Annotated in this window: 28 protein-coding genes; 12 read left to right on the forward strand and 16 right to left on the reverse strand. The window is 64.8% G+C overall.

Features of this window, described 5'->3' with window-relative positions; all coding sequences use genetic code 11:
• Positions 1 to 44 precede the first annotated feature (44 nt).
• Entirely contained in the window at positions 45 to 728 is a 684-nt protein-coding gene (locus tag OX462_RS13810; protein WP_070310416.1) for a TetR/AcrR family transcriptional regulator, read from the forward strand.
• Here the strand turns inward: OX462_RS13810 and OX462_RS13815 are convergent.
• A complete protein-coding gene (locus OX462_RS13815; RefSeq protein ID WP_070310414.1) occupies positions 725 to 1,414 on the reverse strand; it encodes an LrgB family protein in 690 nt (229 codons plus the stop codon). The genes OX462_RS13810 and OX462_RS13815 overlap by 4 nt on opposite strands.
• Positions 1,411 to 1,869 (reverse strand): CidA/LrgA family protein, encoded by a 459-nt coding sequence (locus OX462_RS13820; RefSeq protein WP_083293432.1) that lies wholly within the window; start codon positions 1,867 to 1,869, stop codon positions 1,411 to 1,413. The genes OX462_RS13815 and OX462_RS13820 overlap by 4 nt, the downstream gene beginning before the upstream one ends.
• A 103-nt stretch (positions 1,870 to 1,972) precedes the next feature.
• On the opposite strand from OX462_RS13820, the gene OX462_RS13825 reads away from it, so the two are divergent.
• The 7 genes from OX462_RS13825 to OX462_RS13855 all read left to right on the forward strand — a co-directional run bounded on the left by OX462_RS13825 (position 1,973) and on the right by OX462_RS13855 (position 9,430).
• Entirely contained in the window at positions 1,973 to 2,881 is a 909-nt protein-coding gene (locus OX462_RS13825; protein WP_409028694.1) for a LysR family transcriptional regulator, read from the forward strand.
• Between the two features lie 26 nt (positions 2,882 to 2,907).
• Complete coding sequence (locus OX462_RS13830) at positions 2,908 to 3,726, forward strand: glutaminyl-peptide cyclotransferase (protein WP_409028695.1); 819 nt, start codon at positions 2,908 to 2,910, stop codon at positions 3,724 to 3,726.
• Between the two features lie 81 nt (positions 3,727 to 3,807).
• Positions 3,808 to 4,674, forward strand: coding sequence for a hypothetical protein (locus OX462_RS13835; protein ID WP_409028696.1), 867 nt, complete (start codon positions 3,808 to 3,810; stop codon positions 4,672 to 4,674).
• Positions 4,671 to 5,318 (forward strand): hypothetical protein, encoded by a 648-nt coding sequence (locus OX462_RS13840; protein ID WP_409028697.1) that lies wholly within the window; start codon positions 4,671 to 4,673, stop codon positions 5,316 to 5,318. Before OX462_RS13835 ends, OX462_RS13840 begins: the two co-directional genes overlap by 4 nt.
• Before the next feature lie 281 nt (positions 5,319 to 5,599).
• On the forward strand, positions 5,600 to 7,624 hold the full coding sequence (locus tag OX462_RS13845) for a ferritin-like domain-containing protein (RefSeq protein ID WP_409028698.1): 2,025 nt from the start codon (positions 5,600 to 5,602) through the stop codon (positions 7,622 to 7,624).
• Positions 7,624 to 8,568, forward strand: coding sequence for an MNIO family bufferin maturase (locus tag OX462_RS13850; RefSeq protein ID WP_409028699.1), 945 nt, complete (start codon positions 7,624 to 7,626; stop codon positions 8,566 to 8,568). The genes OX462_RS13845 and OX462_RS13850 overlap by 1 nt, the downstream gene beginning before the upstream one ends.
• Complete coding sequence (locus OX462_RS13855; protein ID WP_409028700.1) at positions 8,558 to 9,430, forward strand: HvfC/BufC family peptide modification chaperone; 873 nt, start codon at positions 8,558 to 8,560, stop codon at positions 9,428 to 9,430. The genes OX462_RS13850 and OX462_RS13855 overlap by 11 nt, the downstream gene beginning before the upstream one ends.
• A 65-nt stretch (positions 9,431 to 9,495) precedes the next feature.
• Here the strand turns inward: OX462_RS13855 and OX462_RS13860 are convergent, their stop codons facing one another.
• The 11 genes from OX462_RS13860 to OX462_RS13910 form a co-directional block, all read right to left on the reverse strand.
• A complete protein-coding gene (locus tag OX462_RS13860; RefSeq protein WP_010398340.1) occupies positions 9,496 to 9,744 on the reverse strand; it encodes a DUF3297 family protein in 249 nt (82 codons plus the stop codon).
• A gap of 54 nt (positions 9,745 to 9,798) precedes the next feature.
• On the reverse strand, positions 9,799 to 10,620 hold the full coding sequence (locus tag OX462_RS13865) for an OBAP family protein (RefSeq protein WP_141749868.1): 822 nt from the start codon (positions 10,618 to 10,620) through the stop codon (positions 9,799 to 9,801).
• Positions 10,621 to 10,638: 18 nt separating this feature from the next.
• The gene (locus tag OX462_RS13870) at positions 10,639 to 10,977 is read right to left on the reverse strand and encodes a hypothetical protein (RefSeq protein WP_205602360.1); all 339 of its coding nucleotides are present in this window, start codon (positions 10,975 to 10,977) and stop codon (positions 10,639 to 10,641) included.
• A gap of 196 nt (positions 10,978 to 11,173) precedes the next feature.
• Entirely contained in the window at positions 11,174 to 11,575 is a 402-nt protein-coding gene (locus OX462_RS13875) for a GFA family protein (RefSeq protein WP_070310406.1), read from the reverse strand.
• A gap of 10 nt (positions 11,576 to 11,585) precedes the next feature.
• Positions 11,586 to 13,358: an ABC transporter ATP-binding protein gene (locus OX462_RS13880; RefSeq protein WP_070310404.1), complete on the reverse strand. Its 1,773-nt coding sequence runs from the start codon at positions 13,356 to 13,358 to the stop codon at positions 11,586 to 11,588.
• Positions 13,355 to 13,912 (reverse strand): hypothetical protein, encoded by a 558-nt coding sequence (locus OX462_RS13885; RefSeq protein WP_070310402.1) that lies wholly within the window; start codon positions 13,910 to 13,912, stop codon positions 13,355 to 13,357. The genes OX462_RS13880 and OX462_RS13885 overlap by 4 nt, the downstream gene beginning before the upstream one ends.
• A complete protein-coding gene (locus tag OX462_RS13890; protein ID WP_070310401.1) occupies positions 13,909 to 14,418 on the reverse strand; it encodes a MauE/DoxX family redox-associated membrane protein in 510 nt (169 codons plus the stop codon). Before OX462_RS13890 ends, OX462_RS13885 begins: the two co-directional genes overlap by 4 nt.
• Positions 14,412 to 15,290: an SDH family Clp fold serine proteinase gene (locus OX462_RS13895; RefSeq protein WP_070310399.1), complete on the reverse strand. Its 879-nt coding sequence runs from the start codon at positions 15,288 to 15,290 to the stop codon at positions 14,412 to 14,414. The genes OX462_RS13890 and OX462_RS13895 overlap by 7 nt, the downstream gene beginning before the upstream one ends.
• Positions 15,272 to 16,285, reverse strand: a complete 1,014-nt coding sequence (locus tag OX462_RS13900) for an ATP-grasp domain-containing protein (RefSeq protein WP_070288555.1) — start codon at positions 16,283 to 16,285, stop codon at positions 15,272 to 15,274. Before OX462_RS13900 ends, OX462_RS13895 begins: the two co-directional genes overlap by 19 nt.
• A 78-nt stretch (positions 16,286 to 16,363) precedes the next feature.
• Positions 16,364 to 16,549 (reverse strand): hypothetical protein, encoded by a 186-nt coding sequence (locus tag OX462_RS13905; protein WP_070288440.1) that lies wholly within the window; start codon positions 16,547 to 16,549, stop codon positions 16,364 to 16,366.
• A gap of 181 nt (positions 16,550 to 16,730) precedes the next feature.
• Positions 16,731 to 16,919, reverse strand: a complete 189-nt coding sequence (locus OX462_RS13910) for a hypothetical protein (protein ID WP_070288439.1) — start codon at positions 16,917 to 16,919, stop codon at positions 16,731 to 16,733.
• A 307-nt stretch (positions 16,920 to 17,226) separates the two neighbouring features.
• On the opposite strand from OX462_RS13910, the gene OX462_RS13915 reads away from it, so the two are divergent.
• The 3 genes from OX462_RS13915 to OX462_RS13925 all read left to right on the forward strand — a co-directional run bounded on the left by OX462_RS13915 (position 17,227) and on the right by OX462_RS13925 (position 19,502).
• Complete coding sequence (locus OX462_RS13915; protein WP_070310436.1) at positions 17,227 to 17,601, forward strand: hypothetical protein; 375 nt, start codon at positions 17,227 to 17,229, stop codon at positions 17,599 to 17,601.
• A gap of 7 nt (positions 17,602 to 17,608) precedes the next feature.
• The gene (locus OX462_RS13920; RefSeq protein WP_070310397.1) at positions 17,609 to 17,938 is read left to right on the forward strand and encodes an immunity protein Imm33 domain-containing protein; all 330 of its coding nucleotides are present in this window, start codon (positions 17,609 to 17,611) and stop codon (positions 17,936 to 17,938) included.
• Positions 17,939 to 18,023: 85 nt separating this feature from the next.
• Positions 18,024 to 19,502 carry a serine hydrolase domain-containing protein gene (locus OX462_RS13925; protein WP_141749867.1) on the forward strand — a complete coding sequence of 493 codons (1,479 nt, stop codon included), beginning with the start codon at positions 18,024 to 18,026 and terminating at the stop codon, positions 19,500 to 19,502.
• Here the strand turns inward: OX462_RS13925 and OX462_RS13930 are convergent.
• Positions 19,499 to 20,080, reverse strand: coding sequence for a type 1 glutamine amidotransferase family protein (locus OX462_RS13930; RefSeq protein WP_070288436.1), 582 nt, complete (start codon positions 20,078 to 20,080; stop codon positions 19,499 to 19,501). The genes OX462_RS13925 and OX462_RS13930 overlap by 4 nt on opposite strands.
• Positions 20,081 to 20,296: 216 nt before the next feature.
• Between OX462_RS13930 and OX462_RS13935 the strand changes: the two genes are divergently transcribed.
• Positions 20,297 to 21,943, forward strand: coding sequence for a phosphoethanolamine transferase (locus OX462_RS13935; protein WP_409028701.1), 1,647 nt, complete (start codon positions 20,297 to 20,299; stop codon positions 21,941 to 21,943).
• A 68-nt stretch (positions 21,944 to 22,011) separates the two neighbouring features.
• On the opposite strand, the gene OX462_RS13940 is transcribed toward OX462_RS13935, so the two are convergent.
• Entirely contained in the window at positions 22,012 to 22,785 is a 774-nt protein-coding gene (locus tag OX462_RS13940; RefSeq protein ID WP_070218815.1) for a ferredoxin--NADP reductase, read from the reverse strand.
• 245 nt (positions 22,786 to 23,030) lie between these two features.
• Positions 23,031 to 24,128, reverse strand: a complete 1,098-nt coding sequence (locus OX462_RS13945) for a tryptophan 7-halogenase (RefSeq protein ID WP_070310390.1) — start codon at positions 24,126 to 24,128, stop codon at positions 23,031 to 23,033.

Consider the following 24,128-nt stretch of genomic DNA (forward strand, 5'->3'; position numbering starts at 1 on the left):
CAGAAGAATTTTGCGGCAAGCCATCATCTGTGTCAAGATAAGCGATGCCCCATACCGTAGCGAACCCACCACGACGCGCCGACTCGCTGACGCGCGACACCATCATCGACGCCGCCATCGCCCTGCTCGACACAGCGGGCGAGGGCGGCCTGACCTTCCGCGCCCTGGCCGCGCGCCTGGCCACAGGGGCGGGCGCCATCTACTGGCACGTGGCCGACAAGGACGACCTGTTCACGGCCGCCAGCGACGCCATCGTCGCCCGCGCCATGCAGGCCGCCCCGCCTGGCGATACGCCGCAGGCGGGCATCCGCGCCGTGGCGCTGGCCATGTTCGAGGCGATGGATGCGCATCCGTGGCTGGGCTCGGCCCTGTCGCGCGCGCCGGGCCAGCTGCCCACCGTGCGCATCCTGGAACGCCTGGGACGGCAGGTCGATGCGCTGGGCGTGCCGCAGGACCGGCAGTGGATGGCGGCATGCGCCTTGCTCAATTATCTGCTGGGCGTGAGCGGGCAGAATGCGGCCAATGCCGTCATCGCCCGGGAACAGGGCCTGGAACGCGCGCATTTCCTCGACACCCTGGCGGGCGCCTGGTCACGCCTCGATGCGCAGGCGTTTCCGTTTGCCCGCAAGGTGGCGGGTCAGCTGCGCGCGCACGACGACCGCGAGGATTTTTTGGCGGGCATCGACCTGATCGTGCTTGGCATGCAGGCGCTGCAAGCGGGCCGCTAGCCCAGCACATGTCCCAGCAGCGGCGCCAGCAGCACCGTCACGATGCCGGAAAAGATCATCGTCAGGCTGGCCACGGCGCCTTCTTCCGTGCCGACCCTGCGCGCCACGGACAAGCCAAAGCCGTGCGCGGCCGCGCCATACGGAGCGCCACGGGCGATGCGCATGCGCAAGGGCAGCAGTTTCAGCAGCGGCTTGCCCAGCATCAAGCCGAACAAGCCCGTCATCACCACGAAGATGCCCGTCAGCTGGGCCGAGCCGCCCATGTGGCGCGACGCTTCCAGCGCGAACGGCGTCGACACGGAACGCGCCAGCAGGCTGCGCGCCATGTCGCCGTGCACGCCAAATACCCGGTCCAGCAGCAAGGTGGCGGCGACCGATGCCACGATGCCGGCGCAGCTGCCCAGCGACAAGGCCAGCCAGTGCTTGCGGATCAGCTTGCGCTCCTGGAAGATGGGCAGCGCAAACGCGATGGTGGCCGGGCCCAGCAGCCACGGCAGCCAGCGTGTCTCGCCGAAATACGTGGCGAACGGCGTCGACGTGGCCTGCACGATGACGATCAATATCGCCGAGGTGCAGATGGCGGGCGTGAGCAGAAAATGCGGATGGCGGCGGTGCACGGCCTGGTTGGCATAAAACAGCACCAGGGTCAGCAGCAGGAACAGCAGGGACAGCAGCAGGGTGCTCATGCTGGCGCCCTCGCGGCGCGCTGGCGCAGAAGCTTATTCAGACGCAACTTGCGTTCATGGCGGCACACCCCTTCCACCGTCAGCGCCGTCGCCAGCATCACGCAGGCAAAGCCCAGGCCGATATTTACGAACAGCATCAGACCTTGCGACTTCAACAGTTGCGTAAATTGCACCACGGATACGACCAGCGGTATGAAGAACAGCAGCATATTGGCCAGCAGCCAGTTCGCGCCCAGTTCGATGGCGGCGGGGCGCACCCAGCCCGCCAGCAGCAGGGCCACCAGCACGAACAGGCCCACGACTCCGCCGGAGAACGGCAAGTGCAGGGCGGAGGCGGCCGCGTCGGCCAGCCACCAGGCGGCAATCAAAATGCCCACTTGCCACGCAGTCTGCGCAGGCTGGCGCCAGACGGGGATGGAAAGTGGGGCGGCGGTGGAACAAGGGGCGGCTTTCACGGCGGGCTTTCAAACGGATGGGGGAGGTTTTCATTGTAGTGAGCCCACATCAAAAGATAAAATGACTTAAACTCATGATTATCATTCTATTTTGGAATGCATCATGGATATCCGCTCCCTGCGCTACTTCGTCGAAGTGGTCGAACAGAACAGTTTTACGCGCGCGGCCAGCAAGCTGCACGTGACGCAGCCCACCGTCAGCAAGATGGTGCAACAGCTGGAGCAATCGCTGGACCTGGCCCTGCTGGACCGCGCGGGCAAGCGTTTTACGCTGACGGACGCGGGCGAGGTGGTGCTGTCGCGCGCGCATGAACTGCTGGCCCTGCATGCGGAACTGAAGGTGGAATTGCGTGACCTGCAACATCTGGAGCGGGGAGAATTGCGGGTCGGCGTGTCGCCGCAGACGCATTCGACCCTGGCGCCGTGGCTGGCCGAATACCACCAGCGCTATCCGGGCATCGAACTGAAGATGTATGAAAGCGGCACGCAGGCCATCGAACGCGACTTGCGCACCGGCACGGTGGAACTGGGCACCATGCTCGACTATCCGGGCAATGCGGCCACCTGGCAGGATTTCGAAGCCTTGCCCCTCGTGCGCTCGCCGCTGTGCCTGCTGGCCGCGCCCGGCTCGCCGTGGCAGGGCCGCGCCTCGGTCGCCCTGGCCGAGCTGGCCGACAGCCCCTTCATCTTCTATGGCGCCGCATTTGCCTTGAACGACATCGTGCAGGACGCCTGCCAGCGGGCCGGTTTCGCGCCGCGCATCACGGGCCGCAGCGGCCAGTGGGATTTCATTGCCTCGCTGGTACGCCTGGGCGTGGGCATCTGCCTGCTGCCGAAGATGTATTGCGACACGCTTGATGCCGCGCAATTTGACGTCATCCCCCTGGACGGCCCGCCCGTGGAGTGGAATTTGATGCTGGCCTGGCGCCGGGGCGGGCGGCTGTCGTTCGCGGCGCGCGCCTGGCTGGAGCTCGTCAGGGCGCGCATGGCGGACTCGGCACGTTTACAATAGGCGCTCGCCAACTTCCGCCCGACCCGATGAACATCAACGTCAATACCAGACTTAAACGCACGGCCGGCTCATTGCTGCTGGGATTGTTATGCACCGTGGGCCTGATGAGCGAAATGGGCTACGCCCAGGCCGCCTTGCCCGTGTATGGTTATTTCGTCAAGAACACCTATCCGCACGACCCCCAGGCGTTCACGCAAGGCTTGCTGTTCAAGGATGGCCATCTGTATGAAAGCACGGGCCAGAATGGCCAGTCCTCCTTGCGCAAGGTGGAATTGACGACGGGCAAGGTGCTGCAGAAAAGCATGCTCGACAAGAATGTGTTTGGCGAAGGCATCACGGATGTGGGCGATGAGCTCCTGGGCCTGACGTGGATTTCGCAGACCGGCTATGTCTTTGACGTGAAAACCTTTAAATTGAAACGTAAATTCAGCTACCCGGGCGAAGGCTGGGGCCTGGCCAGCGACAATCAATTCGTCTACATGAGCGACGGCACGTCGGCCATCCGCGTGCTCAATCCGAAAACCCTGAAGGAAGTGCGCCGCTTCGAAGTGAAAGCCGAAGGGCGGCCCATCGACCGGCTGAACGAACTGGAAATGGTCGATGGGCAACTGTTCGCCAATGTGTGGGGCGCGGACGTGATCGCCCGCATCGATCCCGCCAGCGGCAAGGTCGTGGGCTGGATCGACCTGACGGGCTTGCTGCCGCCCGAGCAGCGGGGCACGGCCAATCCCGATGCTGTGCTTAACGGCATCGCCTGGGATGCACGGGGAAAACGCCTGTTTGTCACGGGCAAACTGTGGCCCAAGCTGTTCGAAATCGAGCTGATCGAAATCCAGCGCCGTTGATGTTTCCTATTGGACAGTATTGCTGGCGACGAATCGTTTATGATGGCGACCCTTCGCCCAGTGCGACCTTTACAGGATGCCATGCTGTTCTTTTCTTTACACCGCCTGGCGGCCGCCGCCATCCTGGCCGCCGCCATCGTACCCGCCGCGCAGGCGCAAACATCATACGTGCCGGTGATGCAGCAATACGGCGACTTTGTCGTCACGCGCGACCGCCACGACGCGCTCGTTACCTTGACTTTCCGCAAGCACGGCTACTGGCCCGGCGGCGCGCGCGAAGTGGTGGAGGTGCGCCCGCTAAAAGCGACGCGCGAGGGCCAGCCCATGCTGCTGGCATTCACCAAGGGCTATACGGGCCAGGGCACGATACTGATCGGCGTGCAGAATGGCGAACCGCTGATGCGTCCCGTCAGCCCCCTGCAGCGCGACAGCATGGTGCGCACGGAGCGCGACCCCGAATGGGGCGTGCCGCAGCCGGGCCGTCCCGAGATGCTGTTGTTTCCCCGCGACGGCCGCGCGCTCGATACGGGCTCGGGCGAGCTGCTGTGGTTTGACGTGGCTGGCGGCGTCACCGGCGATTACGCGTCCGCCATGCTGGTCTCCGTCTCGCCCGACGGGCGGCGCGGCGCCTATCTGACGAATACGCTGACGAATGCGCTGACGAAGGTGGGGATCATCGTCGCCACGCGCGACGACGGCGTGGCCGGCGTGCTGGCCTTGCCGCCCGACACGTATCAACGGTGGCTGAAACCCTTGTCGCAGGCCGCTTCCGCGCAGGCGCGCGCCGCCATCAAGGCGCGCCAGGGCCGCACGGATAGCAACCGCATCCGGCGCGAGCTGGAACTGGCCTGGTTCGGCCAGCAATTTCAATGGAAACAAGGCAAGGGCGGCTGGCAAGTGACGGGCTTGGGCCTCAGTTCCGCGCCGCCGGAAGGAAAACAGCCATGAGCTACCCTCAATTCATCGCCGGCTGCCTCGCCGCAGTCCTGCTGGCCGGCTGCGTGCACAGCGAGATCGCCCCCAGGGATTATCTGGCGCAAGACATCGACAAGAGCCAGGCCCTGGTGGAAGTGGACGTCGTCTTCGGGCAAGCGCCCGACGACAAGCTGACGTCGCGCATGACAGCGCGCAACAGCGTGGAATACGCGGGTGCGCCGCATATCGTCGTGCCGTTCTACCAGAAGGGCCTGGGCTTCGACCAGGGTTTCGCGGGCACCTACATGTTTGCCGTGCCTTATCCGATCGCCAAGGTGGAAACGGCCACGGCCAGCAGCCGCGTCTTCGGACAGAAACTCGAGGGCCAGCAGCCGGGCAGTCCGCGCTATCGTTTCCGCGTGCCGGGCAAGGCGCAGTGGAACAGCAATGAAACCTTCATGCTGAGCTTTACGCGCAAGGGCCGCCGCGAAGAAATCACTTTCCGCTTCAGCAATGAGCAAAGCTGCCCGTCCGCCTTCCTGGCCACCACGCCACTGTATGGCTTTCCCATCAAGGTCGTCGCCACGTTCAAGGGCAATCAAGGCTGCCTGAAAGTGTGCGACAGCCGCGACCAGTGGCCCGGCTTTTGCGCCTTCCAGCCGCCGCCAAGTGCCTGACTATCATCATGCAAGCGACGCGTCGGCCTTGGACGGTGCGGCGCTTATACACGCGCGCGTTTCGCCGATTCTATTCAATTGTCATCGAATGACAGCCTGAAACGCTTATTTTCATGGTACAAGGCCGGCTGCATAGGCGCAGTTCAATGCGTCGGCCGGCATATAAATATTGCCACAAAAATATCTTTCTCAGGCGTATGATTTCCGTGCCGTGAGCAGCGCACGCAGATGGTGCGGCCCGGCCCGATATCCGAAACGCATCGTTCCTGTGGAGAGACAGAATGAAAATGCCCGTTTTAGGAAGCACCCAGGCCGCCATCAGCAACCGTCCGCTCGATATGCTGGCCACCGATACGGCGGCAGTGCGCGCCATCGCCCAGGCGGCCGTCAGCGTGGAACTGTTCACGATTCCCCTGTACATGGCCACCATGTATTCGATCCAGGGCACGCACCAGATCAACTCGAAAGGCATCACCTACTACGAAGGCCGCCAGTGGCCGGGCATGGGTACCACGGCGCGCCCCGAACTGAATGAGCAGAAGGCCTTCAATATCATCTTCAGCGTCTTCATCCAGGAAATGCTGCACCTGCAGATGGCGGCCAACCTGGCCACGGCCATCGGCACGGCGCCATGCTTCACGGGCTCGGAGCTGCAGTCGCAGGACCACGGCTGGACCTGCTACGGCAAGGATTGCACGGTGATCCCGCACATCGTCGACTTGCAGGACACGGCCGGCTACCGCCACGTGCGCGTCAACCTGGAAGAGCTGAACGATAACCAGTGTGACCTGTTCCTCGCCATCGAGCAGCCGGAACAGCAGGCGCGCGCCCAGCTGGCGAAGTTTGACGAGCACAACCACACCAAATATTTCCCCGAGGTGCCGTTCGTGGGCTGGACGCCGGGCAAGCACGTGCATGACCTGCCCCTGTTCGGTACCATCGGCTACATGTATGAGTGCTACGCGCGCTATATCAGCATCGCATACACGGATGGCCAGACCTTGTGGCACAAGCTGTTCGTCAACGGCTCGGTGCAGCAGGACATGTTCAACAGCCAGGTGCAGGGCCATGCGCGGGCCGAGTTTCCCAAGTTCGACACCTGCTTCGGCCCGCAGGACCAGGATGGCGGCCAGACGGGCTCGTTCAACAAGGCCATCGACATGATGGCGGCCATCACGGACCAGGGCGAGGGCAGTGCCACGGCCATCCAGCGCTACCGCCGTGACGCAGGGCAGCGCCTGATGGCCGTGCAGCCCGACTACCGCGAAGACCTGGCCGCCTTGAAGTGCGATTACCCGTCGTACGCGAACAATGGCAAGGACGCCGAATCGCGCGATGCGGCCGCGCGCCACGACAGCGCCCCGTTCGATCACTATGAGCGCTTCGGTCAGGTCAAGGCCATGCTGCCCGTGCAGACCTGGGCCGGCTGGCACAAGGAAGGCGGGCGCTGGAGCGAAGCCATGCTGACCAACGAGCGCTACAATCCGGCCACCGCGCCGAAGAACATCCCCGCGCCCGCTGCCGTGGCGGGCGCCCTGAACCGCCTGAAGGATACCAGCGGCACATTGGGGATGCTGAGCACGGTGGCCACGGGCGCCATCTATGGCATCACTTCCGTGCTGGACAAGTACTGGCTGAACCAGCAACTGGAGTTTCCGTATCCGTCGATGGTGGGCGCGGGCGACCGCATGGCCATTTGCTGGGCCGTGCTGGGCCAGGCGCCGAACCTGGCGACGGGCGTGCCGCTGGCCGAGAAAGGCGTGCTGTACCACGCCTGCCAGGGCATGCATCTGGAGGGCGAGGCCTTGTCCACCTGCGCCGCGCTGGCCGTCTACCATACGTGCCGCGGCTCCAACGGCTGCCACGCCCAAGGCGGCTGCGGCTTTGCCCAGGCGGACACGGGCGGCTCGTCCTGCGGCCATTCGGTCAAGGCTGCCGCGGCGCCTGGCAGCGAGTGCTACGTGCCGCCACTGCCGCCGCAGGACGATAAAGTCTACAGCGCGCCCAGCGACAACAAATGCGGCGGCTTCGGCGGCTGCGCCGTGCCGATTTCGGCATCGCAGCTGTATCCGAACACCACGAAGAAGGATCCGCCCGAGCCCGCCACCATGACCCTGTACGATTTCGGCCCCGCGCCCGACCACCACAGCATTCCGCTGGACCAGAGCATGCGCTTCGCGCCCGGCGACAATGTCTACGACAAGGCATGGGAAGCCTACGGCAAGGTGATGGCGGCGCGCGGCACGCCGGTGGGCGCGCCGCCGGCGCCCACCGACCTGCGCCTGGCCTTGCCGCCGTCGACTTGATGGCGGCCGTCAAGCCAGCGGCGCTTCCGCGCCTGGGCCTGCCGAACCTGGGCCTGGGCGTGGGGCTGCGCCCGCCCCATTACGCGCACATTCTGGAACACGGGCCGCAGGTGGACTGGTTCGAGATCATCAGCGAGAATTTCATCGACAACCACGGCTATGCGCGCCATGTGCTCGAGCAGGTGGCGGCGCAGGTGCCCATCGTCATGCATGGCGTGTCGCTGTCGATCGGCAGCAGCGATCCCCTGAGCCTGGCCTACCTGCGCAAGCTGCGCCAGCTGGCCGCCGAGATCCGCCCCGCGTGGATTTCCGACCACCTGTGCTGGACGGGCGCCGCCTCGCTCAACAGCCATGACTTGCTGCCCTTGCCGCTGGACGAGGCCAGCCTGCGCCATGTGGGCGCGCGCGTGCGCCAGGTACAGGAATTCCTGGGCCGGCCCCTGATCCTGGAAAACCCCAGCAGCTACGTGGAGTTTGCCCAGTCCAGCATGCCGGAATGGGAATTCCTGGGCCGCCTGGCGGTGGACACGGGCTGCGGACTCTTGCTCGACGTTAATAATGTCCACGTCAGCGCGCATAACCATGGCTATGACGCGGCAGCCTACATCCGCCAGTTGCCGCATGACCACATCGTGCAAATCCACCTGGCCGGGCCCACCGTCTGCGGCGACGTGCTGATCGACACGCACGACGCCCCCGTGCCGGCCGCCGTCTGGCGCCTGTACGCGCTGGCGCAGCAGTTGACGGGGGGCGTGTCGGCCCTGCTGGAATGGGATGCGGATATCCCGGCGTACCCGCAGCTGCTGGCTGAACTCGACAAGGCGCGCGCGGCCGGGCGGGGAGAGTTTTCCGATGCCGTGCCAGCCACGGCCACGGCCACGGCGAGCCTGGCCGCCGTCTCGGCGCCGCTGGGCTTTCACCTGAAGGCCGCCCATGCCCCGTAGCGCCGACGGCGACGCGCGCGCGGACGCACCGCTGGCGCAATTGCAATCGTGGTTTTTGACGGCGATGACGGCGCCGGGCGGTGCGGCGCGCGGCGCGCAGCTGGCCAGCGAGCGCCACGGCTTGACGCAGGAGCAAGTGTTGAAGCGGGCGCGGGGCGGGCCGGCGCCGCTGCACATCCATGCGGACGGCTACGTGCAGCGTCTGCTCGAATGCCTGCAGGCCGACTATCCTGTCTTGCGCAAGGTCATGGGCGACGAGCTGTTCGCCTTCTTTGCCCGCGCCTATGTCTGGCGCCACCCGTCCGCTTCCCCGACCTTGTACGACCTGGGCGGCGGCTTTGCCGATTTTCTCGCCGCCAGCCAGGGTGCCGCCGGCGCGCAGGGGGACGTCTTGCGCTTTCCCGTCGAACTGGCGCGGCTGGAGCGGGCGCGCAGCGAGGCGGGCAGGGCGCCGGGGCTGGAAAAACTGGCGCAGCCCGTCCTGCCGTCCGGTCTGGACTTGCTTTTGGGAAATGCGCCGGCCTGGCGCCTGGCGCCGTGCACGCGGCTGCTGGCCCTGTCATTTCCCTTGTGTGCATTCTGGCAACAGGTGCAGGTGGCGCCGGACGCTGCCGTGCCGGCTCAGCCGCAGGCCAGTCCCGCCTTTGTTGCCATTTCACGCATGCATTACCAGCTTGCCATGCACGAGCTGCAGCCCTGGCAATTTGACTGCCTGCAGGCGCTGGCCGGCGGCGCGACGCTGGCGCAGTGCGCGCAGCAGGCGGCGCGGTCCAGCGGCAGGGCGCCGGACGAGGTGCTGGCCGACGCCATGCTGTGGCTGCCCTTGGCGGCCGCGGCCGGGCTGGTCACCAGCGCTGCCTGAGCGGAAAGCGGCGGACGCAAAAAAGGCCGATGAAAATCGGCCTCGATGACAACTGCAGGTGTTGCTTAGCGGTAAAACGCTTCGACTTTGCCCTTCAGCTTGATCTGCAGCGGACGGCCGCGGCGGTCGAGGGACTTGGTGGAAGCGACCTTGATCCAGCGTTCGCTGATGCAATATTCTTCCACGTCAAGACGTTCCTTGTCGTTGAAGCGGATGCCGACGTCGTTCTCGAACACGGCTGCAACGTGGTAAGGGCTGCTCGGGTCGATCGACAGGCGATCGGGCAATGGGGGTAAGGTAGTGGTATCGTTCATGGGCGTAATTATCGCCCAGAATGCCGATCCAGACAACGGCCTTTCGCACGCCGTCTATCTGGCTGGACGCGAAATGGCGGGCGCGGCCGTGTGCGTGGATGGCGGCGGCGGTGATGATGAACTGTGCGGCATTCCCGTCGGGTCGGCCAGCTGGATGACCGTGCCGTGCTGCCAGGCGTCGGCACCGGCAACGATGGCGGGCGCGGCGATGTCGGTCCGCTGGCGGCGTTTTTCGGCCGAATCGATGCCGAAGCGGTGGTCGCGCGCGGCGACCATGGCGGCGTCGGCCTGACCGTCGGCTGTAAAGCCCATCATCAGTTGCGGCACGCCCAGCGGCAAGGTCTTGTGCAGATCCGTGTGCCAGGTATGCCAGGTCTTGCCGTAGGTGCCCATCAGCTTTTGCATCAGCGCCTTTTCCGCCACGGCCGGTATGCCGGGCGCGATCAGCTGGCCCGACTTCACTTCATGCACATGGCTGTGCCACAGCGCTTTTTCCGCCGCGGGCAAACCTTGGTACAGCCTGGCGCTGACGATGTATTCGACGCCCATCAGCTTGGCATCCTTGACGTTGCCGTCGTAAATCACGCATTGAATCAACTCTTCATTGACGATGGCGCAATAGTGGTGCGCCTCCATCTGACCGCGCAGATTGCCGTTGTAGAAATGAAAACCGTCGAGATAGGCATTGAGGGCCGCAATGGGCGGCCGGGCTTGCAGGGCGTCGGCGCCAGCATCGAGCACGCGCGTGGAGACCCCGGCTGGCGCGCCCGGGGCCTCCACGTTCGATGCCGTATTCCTGGCGCCGCAGGCGGCCAGGCCCATGCCCAGCCCGGCGCACAGCATGGCCTTCAGCGCTTTCATGTCGACCAGCAGCATCGGGCCGTGCCTGCGAAATCAGGATTTGTCGTCATTCTTGTGGCTTTGACGTCCCGCTTCCACGTGCTGCTCATGCGTGCCGCCGCGCGTGCCGGAGCCGGAACCCGATTGCTGGCTGCCGCCGCCGCTCTTGCCCTGGCCCGATTGCTGGCCCGACTGCTGCGAACCTTGTGAGCCTGATTGCTTGTCGCCGTCATTCTTGTGGCTTTGGCGGCCCGCCTCGACGTGCTGCTCGTGCGTGCCGCCCTGGGTGCCGCCCGACGATTGGCGGCTGCCGGACTGTTTGTCCGACTGTTGGCTGCCCGATTGCTGTTTGTCCGATTGGCTGCCGGATTTGTCGTTGCTGTTCGAAGTCATGATCATGTCCCCTAAGGTTAGTCTGCGTCGTCATCCGCTCCAATATTGGGTCGGATGTTCCTGCTGAGCTCCGGCGCCGTGCAGCACCGTTGAGACCATTCTCGTTGCAAGCGTCGGGCTTAACCATAGGGACACTCCTTGTCGCCACGTAGGAAAACTCCGGCGTAGCTGACAACCATTTCTACATTTGCATTGTTTACAAGTGCCCTGTTTCCTGCGGCGGCCTGTCCCAGTCGTCATGCCAGCCATCGACAAAGGTGACGGGCACCCGGGCCAGCTCGGCCGCCGCCGCATCGTCGAGGCAGTTCACGCCAATGCCGACAAATGGGCCGCTGCGGGGCGAATCGCCGTAGCCAAACGGGTGTACGCCGCAGTGGCGGCAAAAATAGTGGCGTTCGCGGCCGGCGCCGAAGCGGTATGCGCTCAAGTCGCCTTCGCCGGCCAGCAGCCGGAAGTCGGCGGGCGGCACCTGGCTGGCCCAGCAGCGGATTTTCAGGCAATAGGAACAGTTGCAGCGCAGGCTGGGGGCCGCCAGGTCGATCTCGGCCGCGAAGCGCACGGCGCCGCAGTGGCAACTGCCATGGTAGGTTTTTTTCATCTGGCCCACTCTACAGGGTGGCCGTACTGTCATGCAACTGCTGGAATTGCGACAGCTGCTGCTGCATCAGCCGCGCATACTGGCCGCCCGCGCGCAGCAGCTCGGCGTGCGTGCCTTGCTGGCAAATCCGGCCCTTGTCCATGACGATGATGCGGTCGGCCTTGACGATGGTGGAAAAGCGGTGGGCGATGATGATGGTGGTGCGTCCTTGCATCAGCGCGTCGAGCGCGCGCTGCACCAGCTGTTCGCTGGCCGCGTCGAGCGCGCTGGTGGCCTCGTCCAGAATCAGGATTTTCGGCGCGCGCAGGATGGCGCGGGCAATCGCGATGCGCTGCTTCTGTCCGCCAGATAATTGCACGCCCCGTTCGCCCACGAGGGTGTCGTAGCCGTCCGGAAAGGCCGCGATAAAATCGTGGGCATGGGCCAGGCGCGCCGCCGCCACCATCGCTTCGCGCGCCACGACCCGGTCCGGCACGGCAAAGGCGATATTGTCGGCGATGCTGCCGGAAAACAGGGCCGGCTCCTGCTCCACCACGGCCATCTGGCGCCGCAACTGCGTCACGCCCAGCACCTGCGCGTCGATGCCGTCGAATTGCAGGCTGCCCGCGTCCATCTTGTAGTGGCCCAGCACCAGGCTGGCGATGGTGGACTTGCCCGCACCCGAGGCGCCGACGAGGGCGATCTTTTCGCCTGCGCGGATGGACAGGCTGACGCCGTCGAGCGCCGCGACCTGTACGCGCTCGGGATACGCAAAACGCACGTCGCGCAGCGCGATGTGGCCCGCCAGCGGCGGCTGCGGCGGCGCCTCGGGCACGGCACGGTGGCTGCGCAGGATCTCGAAGATGCGGTCGGTCGAGCCCATGGTGCGCATCCAGGTGTTCCAGAACTCGCTGATGGAGCCGGCCGTGTCCGTCACCATGCTGGCATAGATGACAAAGGCCGTCAGCTCGCCCACGCTCAGGCGGCCCTGGCCGATCAGGTGGGCGCCGAAGCACAGGGTGGTCAGCAGGGCAGCAAAAGCGAGCAGCCCCTGCGCGCCCTGGAACACGGCCAGCAGCCGCGTGCCGGCCAGCGACACCTCCAGCAGCTCCCGCATGGCTTGCGCGTAACGGGCCATGGCGCCGCCTTGCTGGTTGAACGCCTGCACCAGGCGCGCATGGGCAAAATATTCCTGCGCCACCTTGCCGCTGGCGGCCAGGGTGGCCGAAATGGCCCGCGCGCGCTGCCGGTAATTGCTGCCGGATAACTTGCCGAGATACAGGCTGATGGGAATGAACAAGGCCAGCGGCAGGCTCAGCATGGGCGACAGCTGCAGCAGCATGGCGATGCCGCCCAAAAACACGCACAGCGAGCGCAGGGCGTTGGCCGCGCCGATGGTCAGGCTTTCATGCAGGGCCGACACGTCGGACGTGAGCCGGCTGTTCAGCTCGCCGCCATGGTGCTTGTCGAAGAAGGCGATGGGCTGGTTGATCACCACGTCGAACAGGCGCCGGCGCACGCCCATGACAACCATGTGGCCGCTCGATTGCAGCAGGTAGAAGCGCGCGGCCGAGGCCAGCGCATACAGCACGCTGAAGGCCAGCATGGCGGCGACCATGCCCGGCGTGACGCCGTGCCGGGTGAGGGCGGTCACGTTGTCGATGAAATACGCGATGGCTTGCGGAAAGGCCAGCTGCGCGCCCACGGTAAGGGCCATGCACAGCAGGCCGGCGGCAATGCGCCAGCGCACGGGGTACAGCAGGCGCAGGCGTTCAAAATGCGGGCCGAAGTTGATATTGCTCATGCGGCGCGCTCCTGTGACGGTTCGGCGTTCAATTGTCCGACGAGGGCCAGCCAGTCTGCGTCGCCGATCAGGCCGGCCGCTTCCACGCGTCCCTGGTGATTGACAAAGACATAGGACGGCGAGCTCATTTGGGGATTGACGCGCCGGTAGTCGCGCAGGCTGACGCGCGCCGCCGCCGCACGCAAGGCGTCGCCGGGCAGGAAGGCGCGCAGCCGGCGGGCCGGTTCTTCGCTGAGCAGCCACACGGCCAGGCCCGCATTGCGCGCCAACGGCAGCAGCCGTTCGATGCCGGCCAGCTTATCCGCGCATTTCGGGCAGCGGCTGGCGAGGAACAGCAGCACGGCCGCCTGGCCGGGGGCGCCCGGCTGGAAACGCGCGCCGCCAGTCAGCGGGCGGGCTGGCACGGCGGGCAGGGGCTCGCCCGGCGCCAGCGCCGTGGGCGCCAGCCTTTCGCGGCGGCTGGCGCGCAGCACGGCCAGGGTCAGCCAGAGATTGCCGGCGATGGCGAACGCCAGTGCCGCCAGCACCAGTTGCAAGGTCGCGGCATCCATCATCCGGCCTTTGCCAGGGTGGCGATGTCGTGCAGGGAAATGATGGCCACGCAGGCGATGGCCGCCAAGCCGGCCGCCAATACAGTGGTGGCGACGGGCAAGGCCGCATCTTGCGCCAGCGCAAAGTAGCTGCCGTTGATGCCCACCGCCAGCGCGTTGCGCAGCAAGTCGTACTGCGAGACGGGCCGCGCCGCTTCGCCGAAGCAGCTGCAGCGCACCACGCTGTGCGTGAAGTAGCGCCAGGCCAGCACGGCAGTGAGGGTGCTCAATAGCAATAACGACAGCAGCATCGGCAGCCGGGCGCCGCCGGCCAGCAGCCAGCCGGCCAGCAGCAGTTCTGCCGCCACCAGGGCTGGCGCGGCCCAGGCAGCGGCGGCGGGCGGCAGGCCGAACGAGGTGGCCAGGTTGCCGCGAAATTCCCCGTAGCTGCGCAGCTTGCCCACGCTGGCCGCCAGCAGCAGCAAGGCGATGCAGCAGCGCGCAATATCAGACAGTAATGCCGTCAGCATGCTGCCCCCGTTTGCGTGGTCCACAGCGGTGCGAAGCCGCCCGGACGCTGGCGCCGCAGCTGCACGCCGTCGCGCGAGGCCAGCAGCGCATCGTTCCACGGTTCGTCGGGGGCGCTGCGCAGGGCGCCGCCTATGTGCGCCTGCAACTGGGTCGAGATGGCCCAGCCCAGCCGTTCAGCCTGGGCATCGCGCGCCATGTTCAAGCCCAGCCGGGCCAGCTCTTCGCGCGTCAAGGCATAGTTATGCGAGTGGTATCCAGTCACCAATTGCGCGACGATGGCACGCCGCGCCTCTTGCGTGGCATCGGGCAATTGCCACGCCAGCAATTCCTCGCCGATTTGCGCCAGTTCCAGCGTGGTGCGGTAAAAGGCCGTCAGGGACGGGGGAAAGATGCTGCCGCACAGCAGGGACAAGGATTGCTGGCGCGCTTCGCCGGCATCGACGCCGAACCACTGCTGCGCCATGTCGCCGAAGACCTTGATGTCCAGGCTGGACATGGAGCCGCCGTCGGCGCCATCGAGCTGCGGGTCGATGGGCGAGAACAGGGCGAGGTCGCCGGCGATGATCTCATCGGCGCCCAGGGCCAGCAAGGTGGCGGCCGACTGGCAGTGGAAGGGCACGATAAAGCTCAGGTGGCGCGCATGCCGGCGCAGCAGAAGGGCGATGCGCCGCGCCGCGTTGACGATGCCGCCCCGTCCGTGCAGCACCACGTCGAGGCGCGCCACGGGGCCGATGTCTTGGCACAGTTCATACAGGGCGGGCAGCAGTTCCATGTCCAGGTGCGAGGCGGCCAGGACGATGGCACGGCTGTCGCGCGCCAGTTCCAGTTCGCGCAACTGGTGGGGAATCTGGCTCAGGTCTGGCTGCGGCATAAGGCTCCTTCGATCAGGGTAGTGGCCACGCTTTCCAGCAGGGGCAAGGCGGGCACCAGTTGTTGCACATATAGAAATTGACCAACAGGATTGTTTTCCAGGAAAACATATTCGCCTTCGGGCGTGACGATGAGATCCAGCGCGCCATATTCGAGCCCATAGCTGTGCACGAAAGCGAGGCAGCGCTGCCGTATGTCATCGGGCAAGGTCGCGGCTTCATAGCGGATGGGGGCCGACATGTCGCGTGAATCGATGGCCGTGCGCGCATCGTCCTGGGAATACAGGCGAGCGGCAAACAGTTGCTGGCCGATTACGGTGACCCGCAATTCATATTGCTTGGCGATATATTCCTGGAATTGGCAGCTCAGCTCGCTAACGGCGTCCAGGCTGCCTTGCATGGCGTCGTCGACGATGGTGGTGCCGAGGCCGGCGCTGATTCTGTCCACGTCTTCGACGGCTTCGGCTGCCAGGCTGGGCGTGGACATGCTCTTGAAAATGATGGGGCCGCCGACGGTGGCGCGGAAAGCGCGCACGTCGTCGGGCACGTTGGTAATCACGGTGGCGGGCACGCGAAAACCCATGCGCGCGGCCCGCGCCAGCTGTTCGCCCTTCCATTGGGCGCCGCGCAGGGCCAGCGGGTGGCTGAGCCAGTAACAATCGAGGCTGTACAGCACGCTGAAGATGGCTTGTTCCGTTTCCAGCCGGGCATAGGCGCGTTCCTGCGGCGTCAGGTCGGCGCTGGCATAGGCGTAGTCGGCCGCCTTGCGCAGCCAGACGGCGCCCACCTGGCGCAGGTCCAGCCAGTCGCCGTCGGGCAGGCGGCGCAGCCGCGCGCTGGCCTGGCCGCCCAGCATGCGCTGGCACAGCTGGTAATCGCGGGGAAAGGCGTCGAGATCGATACGGAAGGGGGCATGGCCGCGGTCGGCGAGAATCGTTGCCACCAGGTCGGCGTGCAGATCGCCGCTATGGCTGATAATCAATACCTTTTTATGCATGTCGGGGAGCCTGCAGTAGCGGAAAATCGGGAAGATGAAAAAGCCTTGCCGCGGCAAGGCTTTCAGTTGGCGCAGCGATCAGCAGAATTCTCCGCCGTCACTCGAGCCGACGCGCGAATAGCGGTATTGTTCCTCGCTGTCGACCGCCGTGCAGCCGGCCACGGCGACACCGTCGCGCACTTTCCAGGGCGCAGGACGCGCCGGTTTTTCCTCTTCCTTTTTTTCCGCCAGTTTGAATGCGAACAGCTTGGTTTTATCGTGCATGAGATCCTCTGTTAATGGTTATGTTTCGATTTTTACCGATAACTGCTTTAAAGAATGGCATCTCCAATTGAGAGGGGTTCATATATTCATTGCGCGCGGAAAATCCGCGCCGCACGGCGCCGGTTTGAATATGGGGAATATATGCAACCCCGCGCCGGGCGGGGTTATGGCGTGCCGGAAATCAGCAATACTGGCCGCTGTCGTTCGGCTTGAGACGCGAAGAGTCGCGATATTGATCATTGGTGCCGACGGCGGTGCAGCCGGCCACGGCGACGCCGTCGCGCACTTTCCAGACGGTGGCGGGCGCCGCCTGTTTTTGAACTTGTTTTTCAGCCAGTTTGAATGCGAACAATTTGGATTGGTTTTGCATTGTACTATCCTCTTGTGATGGTTAAGTACGGCTTGCGCTGTGTGCCATGGTATATGGCCGTTCGATATTAGCGCCGGAATAAATAAGCGTCAATTGGAAATCAACCGTATTCGCGATTATATGTCCGAGATACTCACCAAATATCACGCCGGCCATTTATGTTATTGCAGTGCGATAAATAATAAAGGCGGCGTTTTAAATGATCGGCAAGCCGTTTGATTATGGATGGCAAACGGATCGACTATGCGCCCGGCCACGCACTATAATGGCGCCTGTTGAATGGAGAAGGTGGAGTCGCTATATGGAAATGACAGTTACTGACAGCCTGCGAGAGCTGGCGTACGCGCAGGCCGCAGCGTTCGTGCAGACGCTGAACGGGCGCGATCCTGTTGCGCTGCAACGCGACTGGGGTCTGTCGCCGGCCGTGGCCGCGGAGATCGTCGACATGCTCGACAGCTACTTTGCGGCCAACGAGGCGCTGTCCCTGACGCCGCTGGCGCACGCCTTTGTGCCGGGCAAGGGCGGCCGGCCCGGCGTCGATGTGTACGCCACCGGCGACGGCCCGTTGGGCCTGGAATGCCTGTTGCTGGCCGACGGCAAGCCCGGTGAAGCGATTTTGCACCTGGAAATGTCCGGCCACGATGGCGCGCTGCGCCTCCATTACCGCTACATCGGATCCTGAGAGCACCATGACTGAACTGATCAGCGAAACACAGCAACGCATCTGCGACAAATTCGGCTTGCCGGCGCAGGCGCCCGAAACTATGGTGGCCCTGGCCATCGGCAGCCTGGCGCAGTCGCCCATCTATGGCACCCGCATCGTGCTGCCGGAAAACGGCACCATCAGCTGGTTCATCCACTGCGGCGAACACGACGACGCCAGCGGCTTTTACCAGGCCCTGCATGCGGAGCACCTGCACGAGATGCTGCCGCAGGTGGTCGATTACCTGGCCTTGCCCAGCGGCGCCAAGTTCATTCTCGACCGGCAAGGGTATGAAGATGTGTGGCTGGAAGAGTAACTTTCTAGTCGGCAAGATTGTCGTTGACGTTGACAAATAGGTATGGGATGCTGCGGTTCCGTTTTCAACTGTCGAAAGCCGCATCTTGAAGCCACGCCTCCCGTCCGTCCTGCTCGTCATGGCGCTTGCCGCCGTGGCAGCTCCCGTCACCTCGCTCGCCATCGCCGCCCCCGCCAGCCCATCGCAGGCATCGCGCGCGGAACAGGAGATTGCCGCCTTTGTGCGCAGCGAAATGCGGGAGCGCCAGATTCCCGGGCTGCAGCTGGCCGTGATCCGGCACGGCAAGGTCGTGCTGAAGCGCAATTTCGGCCTGGCCAGCCTGCAATACCAGGTGCCGGTGACGGACGCCAGCCTGTTTTCCATCAACTCGGCCACCAAGGCGTTTGCGGGCGTGGCCGTGATGCAGCTGGTGCAGGAGGGCAAGATCGACCTGGCCGCGCCCATCGGCCAATACCTGACGGGGCTGCCTGCAGCCTGGCAATCCGTGACGGTGACGCAATTGCTCAACCATACCTCGGGCTTGCCCGACGTGCTCGACCAGCGCAGCGGCAAGCTGGTGGGGCCGCAACCGGACGACGCCGCTGCGGCGTGGAGCGCCGTGCAGGCGCTGCCCGTGGAAGCCCCGCCAGGCCAGCGCTACCGCTACAACCAGACCAATTACGTGTTGCTGGCGCAATTGATTGAGCGCCAGAACGGCCAGCCCTTTACCGACTTCATCCGGCACCGGCAGTTCGACGTGGCCGGCATGCGGCACAGCGGCTTTGGCGATGCGAAGGACGTCGTCGCCAACAAGGCCAGTTCCTACGTGCTGGACCGGGGAGGCAACGGCTACCGCAACGTGATCGAGGACTTTCCCGTCTTCATGCGCGCCGGGGCCGGCATCAACAGCAATGCGGGCGAACTGGTCAACTGGCTCATCGCCCTGCAGTCGGGGCGCTTGCTGGCGCCCGCCAGTGTGGAACGGCTGTGGCAGCCGACCAGTTTGAACGACGGCAAGCCGGCGCCGTGGGCGCTGGGCTGGCCCACCATCGGCCGTGATGGCCACCGCGCCGTGGCCGGCATCGGCGGCGGCCGCTCGGCCTTCTATGTGTATCCCGACGATGGCCTGGCCGTCATTATCCTGAGCAACCTGGCCGGCGGCCAGCCGGAACAGCTGATCGATACCATTGCCGGCTTTTATGTTCCCGGACTGCGCCAGCAGCGGGGCGGCGCGTATGCCGCGCATTTATTGCGCAACAAGGCGGCCAGCACGGGCTTTGAAGGGCTGGAGCAGAAACTGGCCGCCATCCGGCGCCAGCATGGGCTGCCCGCACCCGCCGACGACGACCTGAATGCCTGGGGCTATCGCTTGCTGGGCCGGCAGCAGCCGAAACAGGCGGTCGCCGTCTTCCAGCTGGGTGTGCAGCTGTATCCGCAAGGGGCGAATGGCCACGACAGCCTGGCCGAAGCGTACGAGGCCGATGGCGCCACGGCGCTGGCCGTCACGCATTACCGCCGTTCGCTGGAGCTGGACCCGGGCAACACGCACGCCGTGGCGCGTTTGCGCGTGCTTTCCCCGGATTAGCGCGCCGCTGCGGCCTGGCCGTGCTCGGACCCATGCATGGCCAGGTAGGCCGTCAGGTTGTCGTCGGCGATGCCCAGGGCGCGCAAGACTTCCTTGGTGAAGGTGACGGGCGCCGTGCCGGGCGCCGTGATGATGCGCTGGTCGGCAACGGCCCACGGTACGTCCTGGTACAGGGCGGCGCCAGCATAGCCCGTTTCCAGCAAGTTGCCCGCGCTGTTGGACGTATGGCGCACGGTGTCGAGCACGCCCGCCTGCGCCAGCACGCGCGTGCCGTCGCAAATGCCGGCCAGCACGACGCCCTTGTCGCGCGCGGCGCGCAGCAACGGGCCCAGGTCGGGCGCCTTGCCGCTTTGCCAATGGCTGCCGCCGCACACCATCAGCAAATCGAGCTCCTCGAGCACGATATCTTCCAGCGCCAGTTGCGGCGTGACCAGCATGCCGCCGGACGAGGTGACGGGCAAGCCGCCCGGCGTGGCGAACTGCGTGTAAAAACCGTAGTACAGGCGCGCCGTGGAATTGAGCAGGGCGGTTTCCCAATCGGCAAAGTTTTCGGTCAGTATGGTAATGGCACGTGTCATGAAAAGTCCTGTCGCAGGTGGAGATATCAATAGTACTGGCTGGCTGGCCAGCTGGTGCCGAAATCATAATAAAAAGCACTGACAATTTCTGTCAGTAGCATGCGTGAATCAGCAGCGCGCAGGAAACGATGGTACAAGTTGCAACAGACTGCGCTACAATCGCTGGCCCGTCCGCGCGGGCTTGTCCTTGTTCAATGCTTACTCTCCATCGCCTCCATGCTGATTCTGCTTTGCCGTGTCCTGTTCAGCATTGCTGGCCTGTTGCTGTTCTTCCTCTTCGATCAGTTAAGCGCGAACGAATGCCTGAAATTGAGCGTCTTGCTGGCGGCCTTCCTGCTGGGTGTGGGCGGCGTGCTGCACGCATGGCGTGGCAGTTGCGGCGCGATCACCGTGCTGGTGCGCGTCGTCGTGCCCGTGTTTTACCTGGACGCCGCCGTAAAAGGCTTCTTGCGTGGCTATTTTGGCATGCGCCCGAACCCGAATGCGGTTTTGCAGGCCATGTTTGCTACAGATCAAGCGGAAACGGGAGAATTTCTCCTGCACAACAGCGTCGCCCTGGCGCAAGCGGCTGGCTGGTTTGTGCTCGTGACGGCGGCCGTGCTGCTGGCCGACCACCAGCTGCAGCGCTGGCAGGCGTCGCGCGCCGGTACCGCGCCGGGCTGGCCGCACAAAGCCTTTGCCGCCGGTATGGCCGTGTTTCTCGTGCTGCTGCACGTCAATACCACCATGCGGCGCGAAAATCCGGCCCTGTTCTGGCCGCTGCGCTACCAGCAGTACAGCGCGCAGCTGGACGCGATGAAATCGATGCAGCATGCGCTGACGGCGGCCATGGCCGCGCCGCGCGACTGGAATGTGCGCTATGCGGGCGAGGAGGCGCGCACCGTCATCCTGGTGATCGGCGAGAGCACCAACCGCGCCTCGATGTCGCTGTACGGCTATCCGCGCGCGACCACGCCCCAGCTCGACGCCATGCGTGCGAAGCTGCTGGTTTTTAACGATGTGATTTCGCCCGCGTCCAGCACGGTGGAATCGATGATGACCATGCTCACGCCGGCCGATATCGGCAACCCCGATGCGTGGATGGCCAAGCCGAATCTGCTGATGCTGGCCGAGGCGGCCGGCTACAAGACGTTCTGGGTTTCGAACCAGACGCGTAACGATGGCTGGATCGGGCTGCTGGCGGGCGAGGCCGATGAAAGCGACTTCATCAACTACGGCACCGGTCGTGGAGAAAACAATTTTGACGGCAACCTGTTCCAGCCATTCGCCCACGCGCTGCGCGACGCGGCGCCGAAAAAGCTCATCGTCGTGCACTTGCTGGGCGCGCATCCCAGCTATGACATGCGCTATCCCAGCCGCTTCGCCCATTTCGACCGGGCACAGGACGCCGTCAGCGCGCAGATGGCCAGCCAGGGCAGGTCCAGCTGGATACGCAACCAGCGCGACGAATACGATAACGCCATCCGCTATGGCGATTACGTGCTGGGCACCCTGATCGGCATGGCGGAAACGGCCAAGACCGGCCGGGCCGCCTCCTTGCTGTTCGTCTCCGACCATGGGCAGGAAGTGGGCTACAGCCGCAATCACGCGGGCCATTCCGCGTCGGACAAGAGCGGCTATGAAATCCCCATGTTGATCTGGGATAACCAGCAAGCGCCGCAGTCGACGGCCGCGCGCGCCGCGCTGGAAAGCCGGCCGTATCAGACGGACAAGCTTGATGCGACCGTGCTGGGCCTGCTGAAGATCGAGACGCGCTATTACGCCGCGCATGACGATATCCTCAGCAGTGCCTTTACGCCCGTGCAGCGCTTCATGAATGGCTTGCAGTACCAGCGCGGGGCTGCGCCGCTGAGCCGGCAATGAAAAGGCCCGGCGCCGCCGCGGGAAGCGGCGGGGCCGGGCCCCTGCATTTGCTGCGGATTTGCTCTCGATTACTTCTCGGCGAATGCGCGCTCGACAACGAAGTCGCCAGGCGTCGAGGTATTGCCTTCCTTGAAGCCACGCGCTTCCAGCATGTCTTTCAGGTCGCGCAGCATCTCGGAGCTGCCGCAAATCATCACGCGGTCTTCGGCAGGATTGAGTTCCGGCACGCCCAGGTCTTTGGCCAGCTTGCCGTTCTCGATCAGTTCCGTGATGCGGCCCATGTTGCGGAAGTCTTCGCGCGTCACGGTCGGGTAGTAGCGCAGCTTGTCGCTGACCATTTCGCCCAGGAACTCATGCTTCGGCAGATGTTCTTCCAGCAAGTCGTGGTAAGCCAGTTCGTCGACCTGGCGCACGCCGTGCACGAGGATCAATTCGTCGAAGCGTTCGTAGATGTCCGGATCGCGCACGATGCTGAGGAAAGGCGCCAGGCCCGTGCCCGTCGACAGCATGTACAGGCGCTTGCCCGGCAGCAGGTAGTCGGAGACCAGGGTGCCGGTCGGCTTGCGGCCGACGATGACGGTGTCTCCCACTTGCAAGTGTTGCAGACGCGACGTCAGGGGGCCGCCCGGCACCTTGATGCTGAAGAATTCCAGGTGGTCTTCGTAATTGGCGCTGGCGATACTGTAGGCGCGCAGCAATGGCTTGCCGTCGACGCGCAGGCCGATCATGGTGAAGTGGCCATTCGAGAAACGCAGCGACGGGTCGCGCGTGGTGGTAAAGGAGAACAGGGTATCCGTCCAGTGGTGCACGCTTAAAACGCGCTCTTCATTCATCGAACTCATAGTATTTGTTGGCTGGTCAAAAAAATGGTTAGTTGCTGGCAACTGCTGGCAAAAGTGAAACCCTGTGTAGGCCCAGACGCTATTGTACTGGCCTCCACACGAAATTGTTACCGTCTATCGCCGCCAATGCTGCCGCACGCGGTGCCGACATTATAGTGCGAACGGCAAGGCGGGGCTGAAATTCGCCCGGAAACGGGCGGTGGGCATGCGGTCTCTTGACCTGGCTCAGTTTTTCGCCGGCGGCATCAGGACGCGGCCCGGCGCTGCCAGAATGGCGCCTCCGGCCAGCGCTGTTCGGCGCCGTAGAAGCCGCGCCGCATCTGCAGATAGGTTTCAAACGAGGCGAAGACGCTGCGCCGGTAACCCGCCGCCATGCCCCGGTCGCCCGCCAGGCAGGCTTCCGCGACCCGCGCCGCATGGATGCCCGACGCCATGGCCTGACCGATGCCCAGCGATGAGATGGGGTCGAAGCAGGCGGCCGCGTCGCCCGCCGCCGTCCAGTTGTCGTCCGCCGGCAGCGAGGCCACGCGGCTGTGGATCGCATAGTGGCGCAGGGCGTTCGGCGCGGGCAGGCGCGGCATGATATCGCGCACGTGCTGCGTGCCCATGGCGGCATCGCGCCAGGGCGCTTCCTCTTTCAGCCGCAGGCGCTTGAGGATGTCGGCATCCGTGATGAAGGCCAGCGCCACGCGGTCGCCGGGCAGGGGCGCCGCATAATACCAGCCGTGCTCCGTCGTTTCCACCAGGGTGCGGTGGGGCAGGAATTGCGGTTCTTGCAACTGATAATAGGCGTACAGCGCCACCAGCGCGTCTTGCGTGTGGATGGGGCGCTTGCGCTGGCGCACGATGGCCGCCTGCTTGCCGCTGCAATCGATCAGGTAACGGGCCGTCAGGTCCACTTCCTGCCCGCCGGCCGCCACGCGCAAGCGCCATGGGTCGCCGTGTTCCAGCTGCACCAGTTGGGCGGGACGCCACAGCTCCACGCCCGCCTGGCGCGCCTGCTCCAGCAGGATGGCGTCGTAATGCCGGCGGTCCAGGTGCAAGCCGTGGCCATGGCTGCTGAAGACGGCGTCGCGCGACATCAGTTCCGCGCTGCCCCAGGCGGCCGCGTGGGAAAACGCGGGCAGCTGGGCGCCGTCCAGCAGGTCGCGGCCCACGCCCAGAAAGTCCAGCATCGAGAAGATGGACGACGAGACCGTTTCGCCGGCCCGGTAATCGTCGAACAGCTGCTTTTCCAGCAAGGCGATGCGCAAGCCCGTGTAGCGGGCCAGGGTCAGGGCGGCGGCCGTGCCGGCGGCACCGCCGCCGACAATGACGACGTCGTAGTCGGGCGATGAAGACAT

The sequence above is a fragment of the Janthinobacterium aestuarii genome (genome assembly GCF_046113285.1).
Classification (GTDB): Bacteria; Pseudomonadota; Gammaproteobacteria; order Burkholderiales; family Burkholderiaceae_D; genus Janthinobacterium.

Excerpts from the sequence above, each read along its gene's own strand:
- OX462_RS13905 (WP_070288440.1), bottom strand. The coding sequence starts at position 16,549 with ATGCACGATAAAACCAAGCTGTTCGCATTCAAACTGGCGGAAAAAAAG.
- OX462_RS13920 (WP_070310397.1), top strand. The coding sequence starts at position 17,609 with ATGACTGAACTGATCAGCGAAACACAGCAACGCATCTGCGACAAATTC.
- OX462_RS13850 (WP_409028699.1), top strand. The coding sequence starts at position 7,624 with ATGGCGGCCGTCAAGCCAGCGGCGCTTCCGCGCCTGGGCCTGCCGAAC.
- OX462_RS13915 (WP_070310436.1), top strand. The coding sequence starts at position 17,227 with ATGACAGTTACTGACAGCCTGCGAGAGCTGGCGTACGCGCAGGCCGCA.
- OX462_RS13845 (WP_409028698.1), top strand. The coding sequence starts at position 5,600 with ATGAAAATGCCCGTTTTAGGAAGCACCCAGGCCGCCATCAGCAACCGT.
- OX462_RS13895 (WP_070310399.1), bottom strand. The coding sequence starts at position 15,290 with ATGCCGCAGCCAGACCTGAGCCAGATTCCCCACCAGTTGCGCGAACTG.
- OX462_RS13930 (WP_070288436.1), bottom strand. The coding sequence starts at position 20,080 with ATGACACGTGCCATTACCATACTGACCGAAAACTTTGCCGATTGGGAA.
- OX462_RS13935 (WP_409028701.1), top strand. The coding sequence starts at position 20,297 with ATGCTGATTCTGCTTTGCCGTGTCCTGTTCAGCATTGCTGGCCTGTTG.
- OX462_RS13830 (WP_409028695.1), top strand. The coding sequence starts at position 2,908 with ATGAACATCAACGTCAATACCAGACTTAAACGCACGGCCGGCTCATTG.
- OX462_RS13860 (WP_010398340.1), bottom strand. The coding sequence starts at position 9,744 with ATGAACGATACCACTACCTTACCCCCATTGCCCGATCGCCTGTCGATC.
- OX462_RS13810 (WP_070310416.1), top strand. The coding sequence starts at position 45 with ATGCCCCATACCGTAGCGAACCCACCACGACGCGCCGACTCGCTGACG.
- OX462_RS13940 (WP_070218815.1), bottom strand. The coding sequence starts at position 22,785 with ATGAGTTCGATGAATGAAGAGCGCGTTTTAAGCGTGCACCACTGGACG.
- OX462_RS13910 (WP_070288439.1), bottom strand. The coding sequence starts at position 16,919 with ATGCAAAACCAATCCAAATTGTTCGCATTCAAACTGGCTGAAAAACAA.
- OX462_RS13825 (WP_409028694.1), top strand. The coding sequence starts at position 1,973 with ATGGATATCCGCTCCCTGCGCTACTTCGTCGAAGTGGTCGAACAGAAC.
- OX462_RS13890 (WP_070310401.1), bottom strand. The coding sequence starts at position 14,418 with ATGCTGACGGCATTACTGTCTGATATTGCGCGCTGCTGCATCGCCTTG.
- OX462_RS13835 (WP_409028696.1), top strand. The coding sequence starts at position 3,808 with ATGCTGTTCTTTTCTTTACACCGCCTGGCGGCCGCCGCCATCCTGGCC.
- OX462_RS13870 (WP_205602360.1), bottom strand. The coding sequence starts at position 10,977 with ATGACTTCGAACAGCAACGACAAATCCGGCAGCCAATCGGACAAACAG.
- OX462_RS13840 (WP_409028697.1), top strand. The coding sequence starts at position 4,671 with ATGAGCTACCCTCAATTCATCGCCGGCTGCCTCGCCGCAGTCCTGCTG.
- OX462_RS13880 (WP_070310404.1), bottom strand. The coding sequence starts at position 13,358 with ATGAGCAATATCAACTTCGGCCCGCATTTTGAACGCCTGCGCCTGCTG.
- OX462_RS13945 (WP_070310390.1), bottom strand. The coding sequence starts at position 24,128 with ATGTCTTCATCGCCCGACTACGACGTCGTCATTGTCGGCGGCGGTGCC.
- OX462_RS13865 (WP_141749868.1), bottom strand. The coding sequence starts at position 10,620 with ATGCTGCTGGTCGACATGAAAGCGCTGAAGGCCATGCTGTGCGCCGGG.
- OX462_RS13900 (WP_070288555.1), bottom strand. The coding sequence starts at position 16,285 with ATGCATAAAAAGGTATTGATTATCAGCCATAGCGGCGATCTGCACGCC.
- OX462_RS13855 (WP_409028700.1), top strand. The coding sequence starts at position 8,558 with ATGCCCCGTAGCGCCGACGGCGACGCGCGCGCGGACGCACCGCTGGCG.
- OX462_RS13875 (WP_070310406.1), bottom strand. The coding sequence starts at position 11,575 with ATGAAAAAAACCTACCATGGCAGTTGCCACTGCGGCGCCGTGCGCTTC.
- OX462_RS13885 (WP_070310402.1), bottom strand. The coding sequence starts at position 13,912 with ATGATGGATGCCGCGACCTTGCAACTGGTGCTGGCGGCACTGGCGTTC.
- OX462_RS13815 (WP_070310414.1), bottom strand. The coding sequence starts at position 1,414 with ATGAGCACCCTGCTGCTGTCCCTGCTGTTCCTGCTGCTGACCCTGGTG.